The sequence below is a fragment of the Candidatus Nucleicultrix amoebiphila FS5 genome (assembly GCF_002117145.1).
GTDB lineage: Bacteria > Pseudomonadota > Alphaproteobacteria > Caedimonadales > Nucleicultricaceae > Nucleicultrix > Nucleicultrix amoebiphila.
The window spans coordinates 1,279,841-1,304,936 of the sequence record NZ_CP008743.1 but is presented as its reverse complement, the minus strand read 5'-3'; the positions used below and the strand labels follow the sequence as shown (position 1 = coordinate 1,304,936).

The following is a 25,096-nucleotide window of genomic DNA, read 5'->3' as shown; positions in this document are numbered from 1 at the left end:
TAGGCTTAAGATCGTCAGCGCATTGAAAGTTTGAAAAATACTCCCATATGACTTCTGTGGGGAATCGTAGAGGGGTATTTATGAAAACAAAGTTCATTCGATCTTTAATGTTTGTTGCTTTATCAACGACAGCAATTGCTTCTGTTCAAGCCAGTTGGCACAATCAAGATGATAGAAGCCATCCCCCAATCCGTCAGGTCCAAAAACGTACGCTTGATGAAATCTATCAAGCGCCATCGGCTAGCGGATCAGGTCTCTTCTCTACGCTATGTTCCATGGCTTATTCAGTTGGGTCATTTTTAAGTTCATCCCTCTTTGGATCAACGTCCCAAGAAGATACAAGAGATACTGTTCCAACAAGAGCACCTATCCATCCTCAAGTATTTCACGCAGATATACAAAGTCATTTAGGACAAATACAACAACCCCGTAGAATTGTCAGAGCTCCGCGTCATCAGATTATAGATTCTTTGAAAGATAATGATTCACACGCCCCCCGATATCAAAGTCAATTACGCCATACTTCATTTTTTCCACCTATAGATCCTTCCTACGATCAACGTTCCAAAGGAGCACCAGCTCTTTTAGAACGCCCTGTTTTGGATTACGTCGCACACCATGGCGATGTTGTTAATATTGAGGGCACCCATTACCGTGTTAAGTTTCAAATGTGCGATCAATTTGGAACAATTCATGATGAGGGAGAGTTAGGATCAACCGTAAAAGCACACCTTCTGAGGTTCAAAAAAACAAAGCAAATTGGGGAGAGTAGCTATTATGTTGCTGAAGGCCGCAATGATGCAGAAACACAATTTGCATACCAACGTTGTTATGAGGGATTTCGTTTAAAATTACAGTTAACCCGTATTGAGCCTCAACACCACCACGCATCACCGATTGGGTTTGCTCACTATAGTCTTACTCCAATAAGGACTCCAGTGAGTCAAAGCCAAAGCCTAAGCTTTAACCCACTCCCCCTACCTGTCGTGTCATCATTCCCATCATCATCGTCTAGGGATTTCCCTACTGTTTCGAGGACTTCAAGCTCAACGATGGTTCAGCCAATACAGACAATAGAGATCGATGATGAGGAAGATCAATCAACACAAATGCAAAGTGAAAGCAGAACTAAAAAAAAGCAAAGAAGCACTGAAAAAAAGATTATTGATTTGACAAAACCTGTGGCGCCCACCCATCAAGCACCTGTATTTGTTTTTCCTTCAGGAAGACATCAAGGATCTCTACAATCCGCTGACATCGCGTTTTCTTCAGAAGATCAACGTTATTTTGACGATGTTGTTTCAGTGAGACCCATGCAGCCCCATTCTCAACAAAGAAGCACAATGAGTGCAGATATCATTGTACTAGAAAAGCCAAAATCACCTCCACAAGAAAGCAGTTTGCTTGTTGACATTGACGATCCAGAAAGCATCCAAAGGGCTTTAAACACCTATAGCATTGAGCGTCGTTACAACCAAATGGAACCCATTTATATGAGATGGTTCAAAGAGCTCGATGTGCGCTCTGGACTGAAACAATTAACGGATCAACAAAAACATAGTGGTACGCACAACCCTCTTCTTGAGCACCAGATTAATCAAGCGCGTCAAAGACTGCGTGAACTCGCTCAACGAAATCCTATCGCGCGCATCCTCAAGTCACGTGGATTTACCGATGCGGAAATACGGTATGCACAAGAGCAAAAATATTTGAACTTTTACGATAGGTAAAAGAGATACGAAGATATTGATTGCACAAGACAGTGATCTTAGGCTTAAATAGCCAAATAGGAAAATTGTCTTGTGTAAATCTTTAACTAATATTAATGGACTTCTTTTTTAATTTAGGAACAAAGAAATATAATATGTTTTTAAAATCACTCTCTTTCATTCTTCTTATTCTTTCGGGAACCACGGTTTTTGCAGGCACTCCTTTTAAGAGCGATGATCAAGAAGCAATCATAAAAAATGGAGGGAAAGCCCCTGGGTTAGCCCGCATTGGACTGCGTATGGGGGACACAGAAAAACTTCTCGGCTCAGCGGTACTTTTATCCGCCCAATCCATTGGTCTTCCTGTTGAGTATGAGGGCCGCGTATTTGTTAGCGCAAAACACATCTTTCTTACACTTTATGCAGATCTTAGAAAAGAATTTGAAGCTCCACATCTAAAGTTAACGCCAGACGCAATTCAAGATCACATTGACACTTACACAGCACAGAAATTATTTCTGGCAATGGAAGGCTCTAACACATCTGTTTCTCGTCGCATCCAAGATTTATATTATTCAAATCCAGAAGACACAAACGAAGATAATGACTACGTTTTTGGAATTTTAGATGAAGCCATTGTCGATGTCTCTCTTCCGAAAGTAAGCAACTTAAGCGTCGAGCAAATGGTTGCCCAGCCGGTTTTTTTAGCGGGCTATGGCATAACCAAAATGCAGAATAATGTCTTTGAAGATGGCGTGAAACGCGCAGGGGGGCAAGTTATAACCAAACTGAGAGGAAAAAACAGCTTTTCTGCAGCTTTTCAAGATTATTCTCACACTTTAGAGTCAGGCATTGCCTTACACGTTCAAAGCAAAAAAAATCCTACAAAAAAGAAGATGAAGTTCTTAGCGCTCGATCAGCTGAGAAAATATTTGCCCAGAACATCTCTTAAAGCTTTCTCATCAAAAGAGGAAACTCTTGAGAAGTTAACTGACTCACTCACAACCCTAAAAGCGGGTCAGCGCGAAGAATTTAGAACCTGGGAGACAACGTCTCTTGAGAACCCTTTTTATTTATTCAAACAAGCTACATCGACGGTTTATTCTGAACAAGGAGACAGTGGCGGACCTGCGTATATTATTGGTGACAATGGTGAGTTACAGCTCGTGGGGATTATGGCCAGTGTTTTAAAACCCTATAACTTTAATCCCGAGACGGTTACATATGTTGAGGGCGCCAAAAGACTTTCTCAAACAGAGGTGTCTACCTATGTTCAAGACTTGGACTTTACTGATAAAAGCAAGGCCTCTTTTTCCCAAAAAATTTATAACAACTTGTGCATTATTTATGACAAAGTATGCTCCGCATTGAATTTCTCTACGCGCGCTCATACACATCGTAACGGTGGAACGGTTTATGTTCACCTCAAAAAGCCGATAGAATTGTTTGTAGAAAAATTCTTCTCTCGCCTGGAAAAGGATTCATCTTCTGCATAATTATTATGCCGTGTTTAAACCTAGAAATGTGTCTTTCATTAAAAACGCTTTGTCAAACTAAGCACCAAATCTGGGTTATGTTTTAAGACAGAAAAGCCATTTCTCATTAAGTGCATTTGTAAGGCATGATGATTTTTTTGGAGGGCTCGGCTCCGCGGCGAAATAACCATGCCGGGTACAGGAATAAAAGTTACGCTGACACTTTTCGCTTCAAAATCTTTCGTTATTTCGTCAACAATAAAAGCTGCTGCGACGATTTCATTCTCTGGATACAGATCTTTTATCCGAGCCCCCAAATACAGCTCCAAGGAAAATTCTTCATGGGGAGTACTTTGCGCTAAATAGCCGCATCCAAAGGGTATTTCTTGATCTTTTAAAACAAAAAATAGATTATTTTTTGTATCCGTGTGTTGAAAAATCAAGGGGTCACTCATAGCTTCAAAAGAGTCTATATAGCTTAGAGCCTTAATGTTATTCGTGGTGGATACAAATGGGAATTTACCGTCATCAAGTTTTTGCAAGGATTGCTTAACTTCTTTCGTCACGGATTTTTGATCAAACCAATCAACGATGACCTCGTGACTCGTGAACCCCTTTGATGAAAAAAATAAGACAACAACAAAGAAGAGAATTAACTTTTTCATGTTACCTCACTCCATTCTTCATGATTCACTTTATTAGCCTATAAACCTAAACCTTACTAAAAGGTAAACGATTCAAAAACTTAAATTAATCGTTTAAAAATTGAGTGTTTTTCAAATGGGTGGCGTCCTTCTGAATTACAGGGCATAATTCAGCATGGAAAAGAAGAAAGCTATTTTTCAACTAGAAAGCAAAGGGCGAAGTCTCATATTCGCCCTTTCGATTGTATCTATAGTGGCCTATCTTCTCTTGTCTTTCGGACATTTTGGAAGAATTCATAATATTGCGATTGAAGACTTTCCGCTCATCTTCCTGATGGTGATCGGAGGAATTCCAATAACCTTTCAAATTATTATCAAGATGTTTAAAGGGGATTTAGGGGCAGATGCTCTTGCCGTTATTGCGATTATCACTGCCGCTTATTTAGGATCTTACCTAGCCTGCAGCCTCATCATTTTTATGCTTGCCAGCGGACAAGTGCTCGAAAACTATGCTCTTGCTAGGGCTTCTGCTGTATTAAGATTACTTGCACAGCGTATGCCTTCAAAAGCCCATTTAAAACAAGGAAGCGATATCGTCGACATTGAAGTGAGTCATATTAACATAGGTGACGTACTTGTTTTGTATCCCCATGAAATTTGTCCCGTGGATAGCATTGTCATTGAAGGTCATGGCGGTATGGATGAGTCTTATCTGACAGGAGAACCTTATCTGGTTACAAAAGCACCCGGTGTCATGGCTCTTTCGGGGGCCATCAATGGCGAATCTATGTTGCTTTTGCATGCGCAAAGACGCCCTCAGGATTCCCGCTATGCGAAGATCATGAAAGTAATGGAAGAATCTGAACAACATCGTCCACACCTGAGACGCTTGGGAGATCAACTAGGGGCCCTGTTCGCTCCATTTGCGCTTATTATAGCCGCCGCTACTTGGTACCTTTCCGGAGATCCTCTGCGCTTTTTGTCAGTTCTCGTGATTGCCACCCCTTGTCCGCTTTTAATCGCCATCCCCATTACACTTATCAGTGCCATTTCTCTTGCCGCTAAGACTGGAATCATTATTAAAGATCCTCTTGTTCTTGAGCGTCTTCCCACATGTCGCACGGCGATTTTCGACAAGACTGGCACCTTAACCTACGGTCAAGCAAGCTTGGTGGATATTTTTACTTTTGAAGGATTTGATCGAGATGAAATATTACAGCTGACCGCAAGCCTTGAACGCTATTCGAAACACCCTCTGGCTAAAGCTATACTCACAGCCGCTGAGGCCTCTAACCTTTCATTATTTGAAGCAACGGTCGTCTCAGAAAAGCCTGGCCACGGTTTGACAGGTCAAATTCAAAACCACAAAGTCCATATTACCCATCGAAAAAAACTTCTCCAGACGCATCCTCAGCACGCAAACGTTCTCCCGCATCTTAAACCAGGCATGGAATGTATTATCTTAATTGATGATCAAATGGCTGCAGTAATGCAGTTTCGCGATACTTTGCGAGCGGAAGGTCATTCTTTTATTTCCCATCTAAAACCCATACACCACTTTGAAAAAGTCATGGTAGTTTCTGGCGATCGTCCTGAAGAGGTTGAATATCTCGCTAAGCAATTAGACATCAAAGAAACTTATTCCAGTCAAACGCCCGAACAAAAACTGGCGTTGGTACGCGCCGAAACAGTAAAAGCGCCGACTCTATTTATGGGAGATGGCATTAATGACGCTCCTGCTCTTACGGCAGCAACCGTAGGATTAGCTGTTGGTCAACATGAAACCGTAACAGCCGAAGCCGCTGGAGCTGTCATTTTAGAGAATACCTTAAGTAAGGTAGACGCTTTATTACACATCAGCACGTGTATGCGTCGGATTGCCCTTCAAAGTGCTTTGGGGGGGATGTTACTCAGCGGTCTTGGTATGGCCTTTGCAGCGGCAGGTTTTATTGGTCCCGTGGCCGGAGCTTTATTGCAAGAAGTCATCGATGTTCTGGCCATTCTCAATGCCCTGCGTCTGACCTGGAAAACAACTTTACCCATACATATTAAGAATACCTAAATATCACACTGATCTTGAAATTTCCCAACACCTACCCATCTAAAGAAGGTTAGGGAATTTTAAAGGGAGGGATCGTTGTTATGCGATCCATTGTGTTAATTATTGTTTTTTTAATTGCTGCTGCGCATTCATTTTGCAGTTTTGCGTCTTCAGATTTGATAGATGAGGGCGAAGCAATTCAAAGAATATCCAAAAAAACTTCTGAACCCCAGTTTCCCATCACATCTGATTTTATCAAAAAACTCAGTTTAGAAACCTTACAAAAGTCCATCGATATTTATGATGCAGCGATAAAAAAAGGTATGGGAAGTAAAGATATGCGGTCTGAGTTTAAACTCGCCTATGGTCTTCTTACCCCAGATCAAGTCGTTCAAAGTATGACCATGCGCTCTATCGGGAAAGAACTAAGTTCTTCTGTTGGTTTTAACTACAGAAGCATGCTTTCGAGCACGATGCCCGAAGCCAAAGAAGCTTTTGATGGATTAATTTATGATTGCTCTTTTAAAAGAGCAGGCTATCTAAACGATTCTTTTGGAGTACTCGATTCAGCTTTTGGAAATTTCTTTTATAATTTTATGAAAGATCCAACTGAGGAAAACCTCTACAAAGAATCAAAAAAGTTTCTCAAGAACTATGTAACAGCTTTTACGATAGCGTTTGCTGGCTACTATCATCAATCAAAAGTCTTGGCTCCAAATGATTATTTAAGTGATGAATTTCAAATGGCTACTTGTATGGCTGCAGGCGGGGCTCTTTCCTACTTTACGAGTTCTATCTTTATAGAACTCGCAGACTATTACACGGATAAACTGTTTTTACACATCCCCATAATCTTCGACTCATGGAATAAACCAAAGACTGTTTCGAAAGGTAAATCAAAAACTCTCGACTCTCGGGAAGAAACTTCTATAACAAAAGCACCGCTAAGTCTTAAAAGAAAAATACATTTTGGTCTGGTCAATATCAGTTACGAGTTTGGCAGCTATTTGGGCGAAAGTCTTTATAGATTTTCACCAGCGACTCTTACGATGTCAAGTTATGAAGAAGAATTACGATCTTCCAAAGAGGCTTATGGAACGCTCGCTGCAAGTATCACCAACATGCTCTGGATGGGTGTCGAGAAATTCTTATAGAAATATCCTCTAAAGACACAGCGCCTAGTGTTCATTTTTTTCTAAGAATCCGACTTCTTCTCAATATTCAAATGAGAAGGTACCATTGTAAAACTTTATGCTGCTTCCATGACTTGATTGAGAATGTAACATCGCCAGATTAGCGTGTTTTAAAAGTGTGCTTGACGTCTCTCCATCGTCAGGAAAAACAGTAATACCAAGACTAAAATTCACTTTGATATGGTGAGAATGAAGCGCAAAAGAGTTTTCCATGGCAAACATGCATCGCCGAAGAACGGGGACTATTTCTTCACGCCCCTTGATGTTCTTTAAAACAATCACAAACTCATCTTCATTCCAGCGTGCCAATGTATCAAATTCACCAATGCACTTTTCTAATCGTTCTGAAATCATCCTTAATAATAAGTCGATTAAGTCCGAACCAATTGTCGCTTTAATTTCTCTATAATTCTTTAACCCTAAAAATAAAAAAGCTAAACTCTCATGATACTTTCTTGCATAGTGTAAACCCTGATTTACCCTATCCAATAAAAGCATCTTTGTCGGAAGACCAGTAATAGGATCATAGGGTTCAGTGTGTAATAAAAAATTATGATTTTTAGTAATATCTTTAAAACTAAAAATACGCCCAATAATTTTCTTATCGATCATGTGGGGAACGGAATATCTCTGAAAAACACGCCCGTCATGAAAGTGTAATTCATCAAAGCAATCTTCTCGCGGGTTCGTATAAAGTCTCTGCAAGCCTGCAACAAATTCCTGAGGATCTGCCAGTTGTTGTGCAACACAGGCAACCGCCATACGATCGTCCTTACTTTTTATGATCGAATCGGGAATCTCCCACATTTTTATGAATTTATTATTATATTGACTGAGGCTTCTATCAACGCCAACAAAAAGAATACCTTCCGTTGTTGATTCTAATATAGAGTGTATCAGTGACTGGCAGATTTTTATATTATTATTCATTCGTTGCCTAATTTACATCTTACTTAAGAGCATTTGATGTTCTTGGTTCTGGAGAATAATACAACCTATAAAAACTGGCAACGACCATAATTATATCAAGCATAGGTAGTTTAAAAAAGTATAGTGAATGAATTGAAATCTTCCCGCTTTCTTAGATAAATGGTAGGGTAAAAGAAATTTTTATAAAAGATTCACTTCCATGAATACGCCTGATCAGAAAACTGATGTAACGACTCAGAATGAGACTCTCCTAACGAAAAAGGAATTATTTATTGGCTTTGCGAAACTGTCTTTGACGGCTTTTGGGGGCGTTTTACCCTTGGCTTATCGGACGATTGTTGAAGAACGAAAATGGCTAAAGCCACAAGAATTTTTGGATCAATTGGGAATATGTCAGTTTTTACCAGGTCCCAGTATGGTGAATCTTGCAGTTATATTAGGCTCACGCTTTCAAGGCGTTTGGGGGTCTTTTGCTGCCTTAGCTGGATTGATTGGTCCTCCTTTTCTAATCGTCTTGATGATTGCCATTTTGTATCAACGTTTTCAAAATATTGAGATTTTTCACAATGCTTTAAAAGGTGTGACTGTCGCAGCCGCAGGGCTTATTTCTGCTTTAGCTATCAAAATCGCAGAGCCCATCTTTAAGAAAAAATGCAAAACGTCCATTGTATTTCTTCTCTTGGCATTTATTGGGGTTGGTCTTTTGAAGCTTCCCCTTATTCTCGTTTTGCTCTGCTTGGCCCCTTTTAGTGTTTATATTTTCTTAAGAAAGGCGCGCCGTGAAACCTAGTTCAGTTTTAGGTGTCTTAGGCCTCCATTTTGCAATGTTATCTTTAGTGGCTTTTGGCGGTGCGAATACTGTTGTTCCTGATATGCACCGGTTAGCCACAGAAACATTTTCATGGATGACTGACAAGCAATTCGCAGATTACTTTGCCATTGCGCAAGCATCTCCAGGCCCCAATGTTCTTATTGTGACGCTGATGGGGTGGCATGTAGCAGGCTTAAGTGGCGCTTTCGTCGCGACCATCGCTATGTGCGGACCTTCTTGTCTTTTAACCTATTATGTCTCTCGGCTATGGAAGCGTTTTGAAACCAATTGGTGGGCTGAAGCAATACGACAAGGCGTCGTGCCACTCACGACTGGTCTGATTGCATCCAGCGCTTTTATTATCGTAAAGATTGCCGATCATAGCATAGGGGGATTATTGATCACGATCGTGACGGCACTTTTTGTTTACAAAACAAAAATTAATCCTTTTTATTTTTTGCTTATCGGAATGATTTTGGGAATGATGGGATTAGTTTAGCAAAGTAGGGCTATCAAAGGGTGGGATTCTGCATTATAAATTCTAGCAAAATTAAAATTTTGAGGGATGAAAATGCTAAACAAAATCACGACTTTTTTTTGCTTGGGAATTCTTTTATTTGGAACAGCACACACAGCTGAAGCCTCTCGACTAAGAAAGGCAACGCAACCGATTCAAGAAATCACGTACACAAGTTTTGATGCTACTGAACTTTCCAAAATTATCGAAGAATTTCGTCTCAATAATGGGGAGCTGCCTCACAACAACGCCTTATTGATGCGCGGTTAATCAGGACGAATCCAGATCTTTTTCCTTACATCGAAAATCGAAAAAAAATAAGACATGCCGTCCGGGTGGGGCTTGGTAAGCTTGAGAAAATTGCTCAAGGTCTAAAAGAAAAAAAAGAATCCATGGATCTTTTAATCCCTGAGCTTGTTAAGGATGTCGCAAAATTAAGACGTTATCGGACAAGAATTTCTGATCCAAATCTTCTGGAGAGCAAACCCTATTATGAAGCACGCTTGCAAAGTATTTTGGGCAAGTATCCTCAGGCTGGAAGACGTGCTGTAAAAAGTGAAACCGTTGAGGAAATTCTTTATGATTATCGGCAAAACTACAAAGCGTTAGTGGCAGATATCGACCATATAGAAACGATAAAAAGCCCTGTGTCAGCACGGGTTACAGAGTCACTTACCCACGCTGATATCATTGAAAGACTCAAAGGACACGCACACTATAACACGCGCATAAAAACAATACGCTTAAAGGTCACGAAGTTTCTCTCTGATGTCTTTCCAGAGTAAGAAACAAGAGGCGTCATTGTTGGCGATAAACAATATCAAAGTTATTGACTAACATCTAATATTTCAATAAGACTTACTCTCCTGTTATTGAAGAAAGGGAGATACGGATGCTTTTATTAAGAGTTAAACTTTCACTTATGATGATGACACTCCTGCTCGGAGTGATCACTCCTTGTTCCGCCACTTGGACACAGGACGATTGGGAGATCACTTACCCAAAGAGACCTCATAATACTTCAAAAACTGTTTCAGATTTGAAGGAAATTATTCATAGAGGAAACAGGATTCTATGTCCTGCTGATATCATGTTTATCCTTGAGAAAGGTCGCACCTTGTTTGAAAAGGCGAAGGCGAATTATCTGTCTGCTTTTGCAGAAATTCCAGAATATTTGGCCTATTTTACAAAAGCAGAAGCAGAATACCGCAAACAAAAAACGGACGTCCTTGGTTCTTCTATAAACATTGAAGATATTGTTTTTTCAACTTCTCGCTAAGAAGAACTGCCGTCTTATTATGCGGTTTCTGAAAAAATAAGTGAAGCAGACTTTTTACCGAGAACCTTCTTCACAAAACTTCACAAACCGCTATAAGGAATAAACTTTGCCATCTTCAATTTTAAAGGTTTTTCCATCCCTGTCACCCCTTATTATTGTCGAAGCTTTTGAAGTTTATTCAAGATGTAATAGGCAGATCTCACAAGAAAGACCTTGAAACCTATCATTAACAAAAATGTCGTGATATACTTACCCAATAATAAAAATAAAAAATTACATCTTTACTCAGGGGATGAAATCATGACGCTAACCGATCGCATCAAATACTTAAAAATAACCTTAATCTTATTTGGCATAACATTCGTTATTGGCATTTACCCGTTAACAATCTTGTGGCCTTCTGGGTGGTCATGGCATACGGGACAGTCAGAGTACCTCCAGATGATTTTGGGAATTTATGCAACCCTTGGCGTATTCTTAATCATGGCTTCTAAAGATCCATTAGCCCATCGCAGTCTTATCTGGTTCACGGTTTGGTCGAGCATTGTGCACGGGGGAATCATGGCGATCCAATCGGTCGTTTATTCTCACCATGTCGGACATTTATTTGGCGACGTTCCTGTACTTTTTATCGTCGCCGCAGTCCTGGGATTTTTGATGCCGCGGACGGGCAAGAAAACTTAAGCGTCTTTGTTTTTTATGGGCGTTAGAGATCTTACTTAAAGGGGGGGGCGCATGACATATGTTATTTTAAAAGTCATCATTTCTGCGGTCATTATCGTTTCCATTGCAGAGATTTCTAAACGCAATGCTTTATTAGGGGCAATGATCGCGTCTCTTCCTGTTGTTTCTGTTCTTGCTTTAACCTGGCTTTATATTGATACGAAAAACACTCAAAAAATTATAGAGCTTTCCAAGAATATTTTGATTTTGATTATCCCTTCCCTGTCCTTTTTTGTCTTCTTAATTGTCCTCCTTAAAAAAGAAATCAATTATTATCTCTCCCTCTCACTCTCTTTATTTTTGATGGTCTCCTTCTACTTTATAACAGTGAGGCTATTGAAAGCACTTAATATTACTTCCTGAATTTAGACCCAGCGCCAGAATCATAAGCGTCCGTGTTTATTCTTCTCTGTCATCACGCGCACAGCGACGTGATCCAGTTTCTCTAAAAAATTTCATCATATAAATCCCGCCATTCAGGATTCAGGGATTCAATTAATTTTATCTTATTGTGTCGAGATCCTGATTTAATCTTTTTTTCTCTAAGAATTGCAGTTTCCATATCTTCAAAACGTTCATAATAAACGAGTAAGTGACACTTATATTTTTGAGTAAAGCCAGAAATTATTGCGTTCTTATGATGATAGATTCTCTGACAAAGATTAGACGTCACACCGGTGTACAATGTTCCATTGCGTTTATTGGTAACGATATAGATGGCGGGGAGTTTTAGGACGATCATCATTTTCCTCCTTATGTCATTGTGAGAACCACGACACACTTCACCACAACCAAGGTGGATCGCCACAACTCCTAACGGAGTTTTGCGATGACGATATTGATTTCATACGTCATTGATTGCGAACCCTCCCCTCTTTCGTCATCACGAGCAGCGCGAAGCAATCCAGCACAAACAAACGAGACTGCCGTGGCCAAGGGGCCTCGCAGCGACGCTACGTTAGATCGCCACAACTCCTAACGGGGTTTTGCGATGACAGAATGTCGACCAAGAAGTTTCGCAGTGACAATGTCCGTCATCACGCGCACGGCGACGTGATCCAGTCTATTTCAACGTCTATATCCCCGGCTTGAGGGAGATGAAAAGAACTTTCAAATCTTTGTCCGGCGTAAAGTTTTCTGCCCGCGCGATCACTGTCCCCATCTCGCTTTTTTCCACAGCTCCCGGCCAACAAAAAGCCACGATCGTATCGGGAGTGGGCGGGGTGATTTCAAGGGTAAAGTCTTTGATGGGCCCATTCCAATTGGCGCCGGTTGAGAGGATGTATTGAACTTCCATGGCGCGCACGACTTGAGAATCATCGGGGCGCAAGGCTTTAAAATAGCTGAGGATCTGCGCCTGGTCGTCGGGCCTCACACAGTAATTGCGCCAGCTTTTTTCGTCCAAATCCCGGCTTTCAATTTTAATGTCGTCAAAGGTTTTGATGTCTTTCCCCGTCAACCAATGATAGCCTGCTTGGGGTTTATAACTATGGGTCACCACCGTCTCGCTTTGGGGCTTAAAATATTGCTGCCAAAAATACGTGGTTTGGGTCTTCCAAAGAGGGTTTCCTTTCCCATCCAACAGATGCAGTTTTTTAAGCTTTTCCTGAAGGGCTTTGTTTTGGTGCAACGCCCCTTCTTCCATGTACCCAATAAGATACGCCGACGACAGGGGGATCTTGTGCTTGATCAACAGGTTGGTAATGTCTTTTCCGTTGGGGTCAAAGGCTTGGGTGCGATAGTTATACCCATATTTCTCCCCATTGACGGTGCGCTCAAAGTTAATGAACGCGGCATTATCCAGCCAACATTTAAGGTTACAGTTTGAGGGATGCTGGTCCAGCGCGCTGCCGGGATTTTCATCCAAGAGCTTGCGGGCCATATAGTCCTCATCCCATGAGGGGTGCACCCGCCAGTTATCCTCCGCATTCCCATAGGGGGACAAGGGCAGGGGAAAAGCGATCAGCTCATGCACCTCTTTGTCCGCGTGATTGAAAAACACATAGCGGATGTCGATTTTATCAACGCTGATCTTCAGGACCTCTTTGTCCATACTGATGTCAGCGGATTTCTTGAAATGAATCCCACCCCCCGCCACCGTCGCCGAAGTGTCGTTGGCACGGGCAGGATAGGAAAGCACACCCAATCCGATAACGGTAAAGGCGGCATACAAAAAACGGCGGGAGGAAGAGGAGAGGCCCATGGAAATCAGTCCTAAACGTTGGTGAAGAAGCCTATCATAGGGCCTTTGCAGAACATTGGGAAGGGGGGACGAGGTAGATAAAATATTAACCTCTTTTCTTTAATCTAGAATCTCCTAATTTTGTTGGAGGAAAAAATGATAGACTTTTCAAACTTTATAAAGCGCTCTTTTATTCTTGTTTTCACCCTTGGTCTCTCGTTATCAAATAGTGAGATTGTCAAAGCCTCTTCAAGTTCAAGTGAAGAAGGCCCCATGCCGACCGTAACTGCACGCCATGAGAGATTACGAGATGCGGTAACGCAAGCTTATAACAGAGCACGCGCAAACCTTACTCAAAACACCCTGAGGAGCCTTTTGGGCGCTATTGCGAATGAAGCGGATTACTTCATTGATCTTAACGCTCCTCTCGATAACCCCCATGATGATCCTCGTGTTGCAGGAACTAAAAAGCACGCCTACGCTAAACAACTTTTTCAAGATTTGGGCGTTTTTAATAATGTCAAACTTGAAAAGAACTATGGAGCCAGAGGAGCTTATCCTGCAAAGCTCGATGTAACTTTGGAAGATAAAGGCACGAACACAATTTATGTGTATGACTATAAATTTGGTGAAGCGGGTTTTACAGATAATAAGAAAGGACAATATAGAAATTCCTTGCAAACCTATATACAGACAACCTCAGGATGGGACAAAAAGAAACGGTTAAAAGTATTTTTCTTTGAAATCAGCCCGACACATTAAACAATGTAACAGTTGATAAGAAGGCGTTTGTGAAAAACTTAGAGAGATCATGAATTATGTTTAACATAAAAATCTGTTTATTTGTGTTATAGTGTAAATATGTTTACTTTATAATTTGAGAGTTCATATGCAATATATTTCTTTCATACTAAGATTTTCTTTTCCATTAATATGGACTATTCCTATTTATGCAGAAACAAAAGAAGAATGCAGAGCTAAATGTATTGCTTCCTACCAAGAATCTACACGCCCTATAACGATGCAAACTGAAGTGAAAGTATCAAGAGAATGGTTAGAAAAACATATAGAGCGTAAAAAACTTGACCGACTCTCTAATGCAGACAAAAAAGTTGGGTATGACGCTCTACTAAGCTATGAAGAAGGTTTCATTGCCCAGCCGAAAACTGATCACTCTATAGTGCTTAATCCTGCAACAGCAAGTCTTCAAGGAAATATTGAAGTTAGCTTAGATGATTTGAAGAAAAATTTAGATGCTTGCTTAAAGGATTGTGATAAGTGAGTTTAAAAAAAATCTATGAGATTTTAGTAAGATGTTGTCCTGTTTTAGGAGCTTTAATAGGTACTGTCTTAGGCGCTTTAGGAACGTATTGGATAAACACTAATGTTCAACGTAACGAACAAAAAGACCAAAATAAAAAGTTAATTATTAGTCAATATCCCTCCAACCTAAAGGATTTGCGTATATCTTTTAATGATTTTCACAAAAAAACAACTGAATTAAGTCTTAAAATAGACTCCACTTATGGAAAAATTCCACCTAACGTAGAACAAGATTTTTTTCAAATAAAAAATAAGGGGCTGAAGTAGCTAAGACCTAAAAAAGAGGTTAAGATAGCTACGCAATGTATGAGAGAAAAAGCCGATTAAGAGCAAGTCAGCAGAGCAAGTTGATAGAGCACTTTGTAGCTGGAACAACAGCACGAGCTGCGTCTGAATTGATTGGAATTCAGGCCAACACAGCCATCACATTTTATCGGCGGCTTAGAAAGCTGATAGCAAGCAAACTGCCATCGTATGAGCTTTCAGGAGAAGTTGAAGCTGATGAAAGTTACTTTGGGGGGGTTCGTAAAGGCAAACGAGGCCGGGGTGCAGGTGGAAAAGTGGCGGTTTTTGGGCTATTGAAGAGAGGGGGAAAGGTTTACACTGCCATCATATCAGACGCAAAAACAGATACTCTCTTGCCGATCATTAAAGAAAAGGTTCAGCCTGACAGCATTGTTTATACAGATACTTTTCGCTCTTACAATGCCCTTGATATCAGCGATTTTCATCATCGGCGTATCAATCATAGTCAGCTGTTTGCAGATAAGCATAATCACATCAATGGTATTGAAAATTTTTGGAATCAAGCTAAACGGCAGATGAGGAAATTTAACGGTATAAAGAAAGAGAATTTCTACTGGTTTCTCAAGGAATGCGAGTGGCGCTTCAATGGAGGGAACCATAGAGACCTTCTAACCCAGCTGAAATCATGGTATAGAGCAACCAGACACTAACTCTTAACTACTTCAGCCCCAAAAATAATCTTATTGCTCAATTAGAAATTTTAGATTTTTTTCTAATCTCTTTCTCTTTTGATTTACATGATAAATCAGAAGATTCAATAAAACAAATAATTCACATTGAGGAAGCACTGAATAATATTAAGAATGTAAATTTCAAAGACACTAATCAGCTTCTAAGTGTTCAAATTAATCCTTATCTTCGAAAGATAGCAAAGAACAACAATGATATAATTGAGAAATCAAAACAATCAATAAGAGAATATCTTTCAAAAGAATAAGATTTATGATTTCATTGTAGAGATAGTACAAAGTCTTTTTAGAAATATCACTTCTATTCGGAAAATTTTAAATTTTTGCTTTCTTGAAAAGAAATGTTCTGTGACTGCTTCTTAATCCACAATCAATTAACTTTTGCTTTTTTCTCGGCCAACACTCTTTTGACTCTTAGCATTGACTATTCTTTCTTTTCATCACAAAATTGCATGAAATTTAAATAAAAAAACTTGCATTTATTAGATTAAAGAACCATAATATAATTATAGAGGTGAGGGATGCGTGAATTGGATAAGTTAAAAAAAATTTTAAGACCGGGAAGGGTGTACAGGCGCGCGGACTTAGAGAAATATTCCAAAGCCGTGGATCGTCATCTCAAACTTCTTGTTCATGAGGGCGCGTTGGAAAAGCTTTCTGGGGGGCTTTATTATTGTCCAAAAACCACCGTTTTTGGGACTGCGCCCGCCGACGATAAAAAGTTGGTTGCCGCTTTTTTGAAAAGTCATAAGTTTCTTCTCACCTCACCGAATGCTTACAACACGCTTGGGGTTGGCACGACACAACTTTACAATGAAACGGTTGTGTATAATAAAAAAAGGCATGGTACTTTTACTTTGGGCGGACGTTCTTTTCATTTCCGGATGAAGCCGGACTTTCCCGCAAAACTCAGCCCTGAATTTCTGCTCGTTGATCTTATCAATAACCTGGATCGTCTTGCAGAAAATAAAGAGAATGTGTTGAAGCAGGTGCGAAAGAAAATCACGGCCCTGAAAGGACGTGCCCTTGACAGGGCTGTTTCCTCTTATGGGGGCGAACGCACAAAAAAGTTTTTTGCTCTGTCCTCATCGACAGGGACTGTCGCTCATGGGTGAGTCTCTTAACTATCTCCATCATCACTCCAATTTTTCTGATTTGCTGAACATTGTTGGACATAAAAAAAATATGGATCCCGCACTTATCGAGAAAGATTATTGGATTATGCATTGTCTTTATGGCTTGCAAAAAATGGGCCTCTCTTTTCAATTAAAAGGGGGAACCTCTCTTTCCAAAGGCTATCAAATTATTCATCGTTTTTCTGAAGATATCGATATACGCATAGAGCCTCTTTCTGGCATGACAGTGTATACAGGTCGAAATCAAAACAAGCCCTCACACTGTAACAGTCGGCGAGATTTTTATAACGCCTTGCAAAAGAGAATAAAAATTGATGGCATTGATTCCGTGGAACGCGATAAAAATTTTGATGATGAAAAATTTCGCAGTGGTGGCATACGCTTATTGTATCACTCAAGAACGTCCGCACTTACTCACTTAAAAGAAGGCATTCTATTGGAAGTAGGCTTTGATGATGTTTCGCCCAACAAACCTCGGGATATTACCTCATGGGCTTATGATCATGCTGTTGCAAATCGCGTTCCCGTTAAGGATAATCGCGCGCGCAAAGTTCGTTGCTATGATCCTGGATATACCTTTGTTGAAAAACTTCAAACCATCTCTACAAAATATAGAAAAATAACAAACAAAAACTCTCTTCCAGAAAATTTTATGAGACATTATTATGATGTCTACTGTTTGTTGAAAGAGCCTTCCATCTTAAATTTTATCGGAACTGCTGACTATCACGCCCATAAGAAAAAGCGTTTTCGAGACGCTGATCATAAAATTATTCACGAAAATGAAGCGTTTACTTTAACTGACCCCCTCATCCGAAATGAATTTAAACACGCTTATGAAAAAAGTCGAACCCTATACTATCAAGGCCAGCCCGATTTTGATGAAGTAGTTGCCTTGATCCAAAAACATTCTCACCAATTGTAATCACTCACCCAGCCATAACTTTTTGACTCTTTGTAAAATACCCCCTACACTGGGAGGCGTAGAATGTACGATAAAGAGGAGTGTTTAGGATGCGGTTTGGCTTAATAGTAAGCATGTTGGGGCTGGGGGTTGGCGCCTTTCAGGGAGATCTGAAAGCGTCCTATACCTCTGATCAAAACTGGGAAGAGGCCTATTATGAGGATTATTCCACGGCCAATACGTTGCCCACCTTGCTTCTTTATCGCAAAGGCACAGAGGATGAAGGGCCACAACAGATTGGGTCTTTAACCAAAATCAAGCGCAAGGATGCGGGGCCGCTTGAGGTCTTGGATGACAAGTTATTGTCCGCCCATCAATACCGGCCGGGCTTTAACTTGCAAAAAATGGTGCGCCTTTTTGAGGGAAATAAACGGTTTAGCAGCATCCGCGGGTGGACTATTAATCTTCGCGACGGCGACCAGGACGTGCCCGTGGGGATGATTGCTTATGGACACCATCGCGCCTCCTATTATGATCCCCGCTTTCCCACCTGGAATACGCCCTTTGCCTTTTTGGAGGACAAAGTGTGTTTTGAAGTAGAATGGTATATTCGCCCCGATTATCAACGTCGCGGGTTGGCCCGCAGTGCGGTGCAGGCGGTCGTGTCCTATATTCGAGAGGTGGATCAAGGGGTCACCAAAATGGATTATGCGATGGCCATGATTGCCAAGAGCAACGGCTTATCCACTAAATTTGCAGAGGCCCTCTCTTTTAAATTTGTGGGAACGGACCAGGACACCAATCAATATGCGTGGTCTTTTGCGGTGAATCCCGCTCTTCAGCAGAACTAAGTTGGACTGCCGCGGCCAAGGGGCCTCGCAGTGACGTGGCTTGGTTACAAATAAGCACGCTGAATTGCCGCGGTTCTGAAAGAATCGGCGCGATGACGGCCTATAGAAGTGCGTCATCACGAGCGAAGCGACGTGATCCAGTTAAATAAGCAAGATGGACTGCCGCGGCCAAGGGGCCTCGCAGAAGCAATGTCCGTCATCACGAGCGTAGCGACGTGATCCAGCTTAGATCGCCACGACGCTTAAGAAGCGTCTCGCGATGACACAGGACGTCCGTCCCTCTATTCCTCTGAAAAGCGCACATGCACGCCGGCGGCTTTCGCGGCTTCGGCTTTTTTGAGAGTGCCCCCCTCTTGGGAATACAAGCGATCAAAGGCCTCAAAGTCAAACGTGAAAGAAACAGTCATGGTTCTTGCGTCGACGGCGACCCTTAGGAAAGCATCCCGCAAAACGGACATCAGTTTTTCTGGACTTTCCAACAAAGCCTTGGAGTCCGCAAAGACGCTTTTTGAGAAAACCTCACACTCATCGAGCAAGATATAGGGCAGCGTATGAAGGGTGGTTATTTTAATCCCTTTCTGTGTCAATGCCGTGTAACACCGAGTCAGATTATCCGAGAGACGGCCACTGATAAGCATGGCCTCAACATTCTTGACCTCTGAGTCTTGCATGAATTCTTCCACGTAAACGTCCGTGGTTGCTCCAAGCTTATAGGGCGAGAGATGAAACAGTCCCACTTTTTGACGCTGGGAATCCCTTAAAACGATCCCTACACAATTATACAGATAGTTGGTCACTAAAATAGGACGGGACAAAGTAGCGTTGGTAATGGCCCGCCAATCCGTATCTAAATAAAGACTTTTTGCGGGGTCGACGTCAAACGCTTGGGAATTCGGTAACGCTTCCTTATGGTCCGCCACATAGGAGAACCGGGAAGAAACCAACGCATTATAAGCCTTTTGATCGTCGATCACCCGAAAGGTCTCCCCTTGCTGGGATTTGATCACATAGGTTTTAGAAGACACTTCATAAGAGATGCTTTCGAAGAGGGGCTCAGACGCCCGACTGCCGAAACCTATTCCGGATACGAGCAAAAAAACAAAAAACACCTGGCTCAAGCGCATGGTTCACGATCCTTCTCTATACGTATTTCATCGTTCTGGGGACACTAGAGACAAGGTCGGTCTATTGCAATCAAAATGTTACGGTGGACTGCCGCGGCCAAGAGGCCTCGCAGGAGCAATGTCCGTCATCACGCGCACAGCAACGTGATCCAGTGGATCCAACGACCTTCCCCCATTGAATTCCTTAAAATCATTCCCATATGTGTCTCACATATTATTCACTAGAGGGATGGGGATTCCAATGAAACTGACGTTAAAGAAAGATCGATCAATCAAAAATGGGTTACAAATAACATTCGCCTTGGCTCTCATGATGTCATCGAGTGCTTATGCCACCAAGCGTACTTTTACAGAAACCCTCACTGCCGACGAAAAATCTCAAGTCACTTCAGTCCCCAATCGTAAAGCTCCTCCCGCCAAAAAAAGCCGCGTTCAAGCTTTTAAAGAAACTGTATTACATCATAAAGGCAAAGTGGCTTTTGGTGCCGCTGTTCTTTCGGCCGGTGCGTGTGAGTTGCTCTACCCAGGATCAGTTTCAGGACGTGTGATTTCTGCTTTTGGAATGCTTACCACAGGGTTGGGCGGTCTTTTTGGAAGTAACACTCAGCTCGAAAATACACCCAATGCCACACCGTCAACACAAACACATCCAGAGCCCTGCTTGGAGCCAATAACCTTTGAAGAAGCTCAAAAATTATACGGTTTACGCTCAGATGGCAGCTATCTTGCACGGATGCCAGAAAGTGAGCCAACGTCAGATTCTCTTTCAGTCCTAGACCGTATGGGAAGAGAGATCGCCTCAAAGTCAGGAATGTCCTTTTCTGAGGGAGAAGTACTGCCAAAAGGCGAAGGAATTATGCATTTCATTCCGCGTTCTGCCATCGTGCCGAGCCCAAGTTCAGCCCTAGTGCCAACCACATTTGTGGATGATACAGCTGTGGGAACTTTTGTGCAGATGCCAACGTTTCAAATGCCAACTGTTGAGCGTGAGCCTTTGAACTTTATGCGTCCAAATTCCGTGACGCTTGCCCAAGGATTTGAATCATCCCTGCCACACTTTGTTCAGATGCCAACGTTTACGTTAGCCCCTGTTTCTGAGAGTGTTCAAGGAGATGTCTCCACGGCTGTTACGCTTTATCAAGCACCGGAAACTTTCGGTTCTGAAGGATCGACAGCTTTGCAATCTGTTTCTTTCTCTCAAGAATTTAAAGCGCCTGAAGAAAACACTCACACCACGTCAGGTCACCCCAATGCTGAGTCTGAACAAAAGAGTGAACAGTCAGAAGAGAAAACTTATGAGTCAGAAGATCGCCGTCAGAAAGCGAAAGGAAATTATCGTTCCTCTTCTGCACGGAGCAACCCCTACACACCCTATAGGCGACTTTTAGAAGATGCCTTTGTTGCGATGATGGTTGGCCCCATAAAGCCACTTTCAAATACAACGGCTGTACACACACCTGATGTGGATGAAGAAGAGGAAGAAGAAGGCGTCGTGATGTTCCCCCAATCGCCTAGGATGATTGACGAGGAAGAGTTTAGCCTTCAACAAGAAGCAATGGCTCAAGAAAACACGACTTCATTTCACACTTCAGCGTTTGAAGGTGACGACTCCGCAAGCTCCGATGATGAAGACGGAGATGACGAAAACAACGGAAAATAGGTTCATCATAAAAAGATGGGGCCTTGAAAAAGGCCTCATTTTTTTTGCATCATCGCCCAATGGGAAACGGTGTGGGTTACAAGAGAAACAACATCCCGATTCATTTTTGGGCGTTGGTCATAGGGATTATGGTGAATCAGTTGCAAAAGACACAAAAGATCCATCAACTTTGCTTGCCTTTTCCACTCTTGAGGCAAAAGATTGCCGGAAGACTCAATGCCTTTGATAAAACTTTCTTCGTAACATTTGGGCAGCTTATGGCTGTAACGCAGCATCATTCCTATATCTAACAAATACGGTCCAGCAAAAGAAAATTCCCAATCCAAAATAGCGGCAATTTTCCAAACGCCTTTTACTTCTTTAACCAACATATTTGCTGGATCATAATCCCCATGGGTGAGATTGGCGTCATCTTCGAATGGCAAGAGTGCGGCATAGTCTCGGACAAGTTTTTGAGTTCCATGATGAAGCTCAGGCCCCAAACTCTTAATCACAATAGGATCATTTAAAAGCATTGTTACGTAGGGGAGATATTTTTCATCTTCTTGAAAGGGGCGTATCTGAAAATCTTCTTGAAAAAATCCTCCTTTGGGCAATGTGATATGACGCAATTCATTTAAATAAAGCCCTGCATCAAAGGTGCATTCAGAAATCGCTTTTTCATCTTTTTGCAGGACAATGTCACGCATCATAATCCCTTCAATCCACTCAACAATGGCATAGGGATGAGTGTAAAGAGAACAGCTGTCATCAGCATATAAATAATGGGGAACAGGGAGTGTTCCTGCTACTTTTTTATGAATAGCCAGCTCTCTTTTCAACGCTGATTTTTCCCGCACATAAATGCGGATGACAACGGGAGGATGAGCTGTTTTAAAACTTACTTTATAATTTGTGTTGGCACATCCTTCAGAAAGAATGTGGAGTGTCTCAAGCGTATCCGGGATGAAAGGATGCAGTAATTTTTGAGCCAGAGCTTTGTCTAAATACACATGGTCTTTAAAGCGTTCCCAGTGACTCTTAAGGATGGGGTCATCCATCGCTTAACTTGCTTTGGCTTTCAGGGAACGCAGCGCTTGAGTGAGTTCAGGGATTAAGTGAAACAAATCACCTACGAGGGCAAAGTCCGCAATTTGAAAAATGGGGGCGTCTTCGTCCTTGTTAATAGCGACGATAATTTTACTGTCTTTCATTCCTGCCAAATGTTGAATGGCTCCTGAAATGCCGACGGCAATATAAAGCTCTGGCGCAACGACTTTTCCAGTCTGTCCCACTTGATGGTCATTGGAAATATAACCTGCGTCAACAGCAGCTCTTGAAGCGCCAATCGCCGCCCCCAACAGGTCAGCCAATTCTTCAATGATTTTAAAATTATCTTTGCTTTGTAATCCCCGCCCTCCAGAGACAACCACTCTGGCAGCTGTTAATTCGGGGCGGGCAGAAACCGAAGCCAAAGTATCCACATATGTGGACCCTGCTTCTTTGATATCTTGAAGAGAAACTGTTTCTAGAGTTGCCGATCCCTTACCCCCGTGTGCACGAGGAAAAGTTGTCGTTCGTACGGTCATAACTTTGATGGGATCACTTGATTCCACAGTTGCGATAGCATTGCCTGCATAGATGGGACGTTGAAAAACAGAAGGGGATTCCACAGCCATCACATCCGAGATTTGTCCAACACCCAAAAGAGCTGCCAAGCGCGGCATAAAATTTTTGGCGAACGTAGTTGAAGGGGCCAAGATGTGACTATAGGTCGCAGCAATATTTTTAAGGGCTTCTGTCACAGGTTCCGCAAGAAAATTTTTCAATGCGGGATGGGAGAGTAACAAAACTTTTTCAACTCCTTCAATTTTTTGCGCTTCTTCTCCAATCTTTTGAATTTGATCTCCGACAATACAAACAATGACCGATGGATCAATGGTCAGCGCTGCGGTAACAACGTGAAGGGTCGCTGGTTTTAAATTTTTGTGATCATGCTCAGCAATAACGAGAACGGACATTAAATTACCCCTGCTTCTTGATGAAGTTTTTGTATAAGATCCTCAACGGAGGCAACGCGAATTCCTTTTTTCCGCTGGGCAGGCTCACTTACCTTTAGGATTTTTTGCGAGCGTTTTGCGTCCACCCCGAGGGTGCTCATTGCAAGTGTTTCTAAAGGTTTTTGTTTGGCCTTCATGATATTAGGCAACGCTGGATAACGAGGAACATTTAAACGCAAATCCGTTGTCAAAACAGCGGGTAAGGATAATTTCAGCTTTTCTAGTCCCCCATCCACTTCCCGTGTGATGTGCGCTTGCGCGTTTTCAATCTTTAATTCGGAAATAAAAGTGCCTTGAGGCCAGGATAAAAGTCCGGCCAGCATTTGACCCGTTTGGTTGCAATCATCATCGATCGCTTGCTTGCCAAGAATAACCAACTGTGGTTGTTCTCGATCGATTAATTTTTGTAAAATCTTTGCAACGATGAGAGGCTCTGTCGGCTGATCACTTTCAACCAAAATTGCTTTATCCGCCCCTAAAGCTAAGGCTGACCTTAAAGTTTCTTGCGCTTGCGAAGGACCGATGCTGACGACGACAATTTCCGTTGCGATATTCTTTTCCTTCAACCGCACAGCTTCTTCTACGGCAATTTCGTCAAAGGGATTCATAGCCATTTTAACGTTGGTTAGATCAACGTCCGATTGATCAGATTTCACACGTGCTTTGACGTTATAATCGATCACTCTTTTAACCGCGACTAAGATTTTCATTATGATGTCCTCCCTTAAAAGCATTTAACGAAGGATACAAAGATATGTCAAGGGTTCAGCCTTTTAAATTCGCTCCTGGATCCCAGAGAACATCATGTTTTCCATGATTATTTAAATAACGCCCCATGACAAAAAGATGATCGGAAAGACGATTTAAATAACGCCCAATCTCAGGGTTTAGGGTGTTATCATGGGAAATGAGAGCAAAATAAATTCTCTCGGCCCTTCGTACAACGGTGCGAGCAAGGTGAAGATGAGCACTGACGGCGCTTCCACCAGGCAAGACAAAAGACCTGAGAGGTTCAAGCTCAGTATTCATCTGATCAATTTCTTTTTCTAATCGCTCCACTTGACTCTTTTGAATGCGCAGAGCTTGATCATTATTTGCGTTTTGGGGAAGGCAAAGATCTGCCCCCATATCAAAAAGATCATTTTGGATACGAGCAAGAACGAGATCATATTTTTCTCGAACGTGTAAACGCGCTAATCCAAGAGTAGCGTTTGCTTCATCAACCGTCCCAATAACATCGACTCTCAGGTCACATTTACTGACCCGAGACCCATCACCGAGAGCTGTCTTTCCCTTATCTCCCGTCTTGGTGTATATGCGTGTCAGTAGGACCATGATGAGATTTCTTTGTGAAAATTAAAAGGGCAGTGAATATAATCAAAGTAATCACCTGAAATATGATGCGCCAACGCATTAATTTATTACTTAAAAGAGCTCTTTTCTTTTCTCCCCTTGAAGTAATTAAATTAAAAACCCCAAGCCCCAAAGAGATAAGGGTGGCTAAAATACCGGCAATGACGATAACCAATAAAATCATACTCATGAGAGATTTCTTTTTTC

The 25,096-nt window shown here is 41.8% G+C and carries 29 protein-coding genes; 19 read left to right on the top strand and 10 right to left on the bottom strand.

Annotated features, from left to right (window positions below; all coding sequences use genetic code 11):
• Positions 1-80 precede the first annotated feature (80 nt).
• On the top strand, positions 81-1,730 hold the full coding sequence (locus GQ61_RS06455) for a hypothetical protein (RefSeq protein WP_085784538.1): 1,650 nt from the start codon (positions 81-83) through the stop codon (positions 1,728-1,730).
• Between the two features lie 134 nt (positions 1,731-1,864).
• A complete protein-coding gene (locus GQ61_RS06450; RefSeq protein ID WP_085784537.1) occupies positions 1,865-3,205 on the top strand; it encodes a hypothetical protein in 1,341 nt (446 codons plus the stop codon).
• Between the two features lie 38 nt (positions 3,206-3,243).
• Here the strand turns inward: GQ61_RS06450 and GQ61_RS06445 are convergent, their stop codons facing one another.
• Entirely contained in the window at positions 3,244-3,849 is a 606-nt protein-coding gene (locus tag GQ61_RS06445) for a hypothetical protein (RefSeq protein WP_085784536.1), read from the bottom strand.
• A gap of 154 nt (positions 3,850-4,003) precedes the next feature.
• Here GQ61_RS06445 and GQ61_RS06440 point away from each other — a divergent pair, with 154 nt between their 5' ends.
• A complete protein-coding gene (locus GQ61_RS06440) occupies positions 4,004-5,890 on the top strand; it encodes a heavy metal translocating P-type ATPase (protein ID WP_085784535.1) in 1,887 nt (628 codons plus the stop codon).
• Positions 5,891-5,970: 80 nt separating this feature from the next.
• A complete protein-coding gene (locus GQ61_RS06435; RefSeq protein ID WP_085784534.1) occupies positions 5,971-7,023 on the top strand; it encodes a hypothetical protein in 1,053 nt (350 codons plus the stop codon).
• A 60-nt stretch (positions 7,024-7,083) separates the two neighbouring features.
• On the opposite strand, the gene GQ61_RS06430 is transcribed toward GQ61_RS06435, so the two are convergent.
• Entirely contained in the window at positions 7,084-7,992 is a 909-nt protein-coding gene (locus tag GQ61_RS06430; RefSeq protein ID WP_085784533.1) for a GGDEF domain-containing protein, read from the bottom strand.
• 199 nt (positions 7,993-8,191) lie between these two features.
• Between GQ61_RS06430 and GQ61_RS06425 the strand changes: the two genes are divergently transcribed.
• The 7 genes from GQ61_RS06425 (at position 8,192) to GQ61_RS06395 (ending at position 11,685) form a co-directional block, all read left to right on the top strand.
• On the top strand, positions 8,192-8,782 hold the full coding sequence (locus GQ61_RS06425) for a chromate transporter (protein ID WP_085784532.1): 591 nt from the start codon (positions 8,192-8,194) through the stop codon (positions 8,780-8,782).
• The gene (locus GQ61_RS06420; protein ID WP_085784531.1) at positions 8,772-9,302 is read left to right on the top strand and encodes a chromate transporter; all 531 of its coding nucleotides are present in this window, start codon (positions 8,772-8,774) and stop codon (positions 9,300-9,302) included. Before GQ61_RS06425 ends, GQ61_RS06420 begins: the two co-directional genes overlap by 11 nt.
• A 72-nt stretch (positions 9,303-9,374) precedes the next feature.
• Positions 9,375-9,590: a hypothetical protein gene (locus GQ61_RS06415; RefSeq protein WP_085784530.1), complete on the top strand. Its 216-nt coding sequence runs from the start codon at positions 9,375-9,377 to the stop codon at positions 9,588-9,590.
• Between the two features lie 65 nt (positions 9,591-9,655).
• Positions 9,656-10,105, top strand: coding sequence for a hypothetical protein (locus tag GQ61_RS06410; RefSeq protein WP_085784529.1), 450 nt, complete (start codon positions 9,656-9,658; stop codon positions 10,103-10,105).
• Between the two features lie 107 nt (positions 10,106-10,212).
• Positions 10,213-10,599 carry a hypothetical protein gene (locus GQ61_RS06405; RefSeq protein ID WP_085784528.1) on the top strand — a complete coding sequence of 129 codons (387 nt, stop codon included), beginning with the start codon at positions 10,213-10,215 and terminating at the stop codon, positions 10,597-10,599.
• Positions 10,600-10,899: 300 nt separating this feature from the next.
• Positions 10,900-11,283 (top strand): DUF6632 domain-containing protein, encoded by a 384-nt coding sequence (locus tag GQ61_RS06400; protein ID WP_085784527.1) that lies wholly within the window; start codon positions 10,900-10,902, stop codon positions 11,281-11,283.
• A 51-nt stretch (positions 11,284-11,334) separates the two neighbouring features.
• On the top strand, positions 11,335-11,685 hold the full coding sequence (locus tag GQ61_RS06395) for a DUF3147 family protein (RefSeq protein ID WP_085784526.1): 351 nt from the start codon (positions 11,335-11,337) through the stop codon (positions 11,683-11,685).
• 82 nt (positions 11,686-11,767) lie between these two features.
• On the opposite strand, the gene GQ61_RS06390 is transcribed toward GQ61_RS06395, so the two are convergent.
• On the bottom strand, positions 11,768-12,067 hold the full coding sequence (locus GQ61_RS06390) for a GIY-YIG nuclease family protein (protein WP_198157295.1): 300 nt from the start codon (positions 12,065-12,067) through the stop codon (positions 11,768-11,770).
• 330 nt (positions 12,068-12,397) lie between these two features.
• The gene (locus tag GQ61_RS06385; protein ID WP_085784524.1) at positions 12,398-13,525 is read right to left on the bottom strand and encodes a DUF4424 family protein; all 1,128 of its coding nucleotides are present in this window, start codon (positions 13,523-13,525) and stop codon (positions 12,398-12,400) included.
• 135 nt (positions 13,526-13,660) lie between these two features.
• On the opposite strand from GQ61_RS06385, the gene GQ61_RS06380 reads away from it, so the two are divergent.
• From GQ61_RS06380 to GQ61_RS06350, 7 genes are all read left to right on the top strand, one after another.
• Positions 13,661-14,266 carry a hypothetical protein gene (locus GQ61_RS06380; protein ID WP_085784523.1) on the top strand — a complete coding sequence of 202 codons (606 nt, stop codon included), beginning with the start codon at positions 13,661-13,663 and terminating at the stop codon, positions 14,264-14,266.
• Between the two features lie 127 nt (positions 14,267-14,393).
• The gene (locus tag GQ61_RS06375) at positions 14,394-14,786 is read left to right on the top strand and encodes a hypothetical protein (RefSeq protein ID WP_085784522.1); all 393 of its coding nucleotides are present in this window, start codon (positions 14,394-14,396) and stop codon (positions 14,784-14,786) included.
• Entirely contained in the window at positions 14,783-15,094 is a 312-nt protein-coding gene (locus GQ61_RS06370; protein WP_085784521.1) for a hypothetical protein, read from the top strand. The genes GQ61_RS06375 and GQ61_RS06370 overlap by 4 nt, the downstream gene beginning before the upstream one ends.
• Positions 15,095-15,129: 35 nt before the next feature.
• Positions 15,130-15,783: an IS1595 family transposase gene (locus GQ61_RS06365; RefSeq protein WP_085783673.1), complete on the top strand. Its 654-nt coding sequence runs from the start codon at positions 15,130-15,132 to the stop codon at positions 15,781-15,783.
• Between the two features lie 560 nt (positions 15,784-16,343).
• A complete protein-coding gene (locus tag GQ61_RS06360; RefSeq protein WP_085784520.1) occupies positions 16,344-16,937 on the top strand; it encodes a hypothetical protein in 594 nt (197 codons plus the stop codon).
• Positions 16,930-17,883 (top strand): nucleotidyl transferase AbiEii/AbiGii toxin family protein, encoded by a 954-nt coding sequence (locus tag GQ61_RS06355; RefSeq protein ID WP_085784519.1) that lies wholly within the window; start codon positions 16,930-16,932, stop codon positions 17,881-17,883. The genes GQ61_RS06360 and GQ61_RS06355 overlap by 8 nt, the downstream gene beginning before the upstream one ends.
• A gap of 89 nt (positions 17,884-17,972) precedes the next feature.
• On the top strand, positions 17,973-18,713 hold the full coding sequence (locus GQ61_RS06350) for a GNAT family N-acetyltransferase (RefSeq protein WP_085784518.1): 741 nt from the start codon (positions 17,973-17,975) through the stop codon (positions 18,711-18,713).
• A 281-nt stretch (positions 18,714-18,994) separates the two neighbouring features.
• On the opposite strand, the gene GQ61_RS06345 is transcribed toward GQ61_RS06350, so the two are convergent.
• A complete protein-coding gene (locus GQ61_RS06345; protein ID WP_085784517.1) occupies positions 18,995-19,837 on the bottom strand; it encodes a hypothetical protein in 843 nt (280 codons plus the stop codon).
• A 241-nt stretch (positions 19,838-20,078) separates the two neighbouring features.
• Here GQ61_RS06345 and GQ61_RS06340 point away from each other — a divergent pair, with 241 nt between their 5' ends.
• Positions 20,079-21,497, top strand: coding sequence for a hypothetical protein (locus GQ61_RS06340; protein WP_085784516.1), 1,419 nt, complete (start codon positions 20,079-20,081; stop codon positions 21,495-21,497).
• A gap of 35 nt (positions 21,498-21,532) precedes the next feature.
• Here the strand turns inward: GQ61_RS06340 and GQ61_RS06335 are convergent, their stop codons facing one another.
• From GQ61_RS06335 to GQ61_RS06315, 5 genes are read right to left on the bottom strand one after another with little or no spacing between them, the layout of a single operon-like run.
• On the bottom strand, positions 21,533-22,537 hold the full coding sequence (locus tag GQ61_RS06335) for a phosphotransferase family protein (protein ID WP_085784515.1): 1,005 nt from the start codon (positions 22,535-22,537) through the stop codon (positions 21,533-21,535).
• Positions 22,538-22,540: 3 nt separating this feature from the next.
• A complete protein-coding gene (locus GQ61_RS06330; RefSeq protein ID WP_085784514.1) occupies positions 22,541-23,497 on the bottom strand; it encodes an electron transfer flavoprotein subunit alpha/FixB family protein in 957 nt (318 codons plus the stop codon).
• A complete protein-coding gene (locus GQ61_RS06325; protein ID WP_085784513.1) occupies positions 23,497-24,246 on the bottom strand; it encodes an electron transfer flavoprotein subunit beta/FixA family protein in 750 nt (249 codons plus the stop codon). Before GQ61_RS06325 ends, GQ61_RS06330 begins: the two co-directional genes overlap by 1 nt.
• A 55-nt stretch (positions 24,247-24,301) precedes the next feature.
• The gene (locus tag GQ61_RS06320) at positions 24,302-24,871 is read right to left on the bottom strand and encodes a cob(I)yrinic acid a,c-diamide adenosyltransferase (RefSeq protein ID WP_085784512.1); all 570 of its coding nucleotides are present in this window, start codon (positions 24,869-24,871) and stop codon (positions 24,302-24,304) included.
• Positions 24,831-25,079, bottom strand: a complete 249-nt coding sequence (locus GQ61_RS06315; protein ID WP_085785078.1) for an HIG1 domain-containing protein — start codon at positions 25,077-25,079, stop codon at positions 24,831-24,833. Before GQ61_RS06315 ends, GQ61_RS06320 begins: the two co-directional genes overlap by 41 nt.
• Between the last annotated feature and the right edge of the window lie 17 nt (positions 25,080-25,096).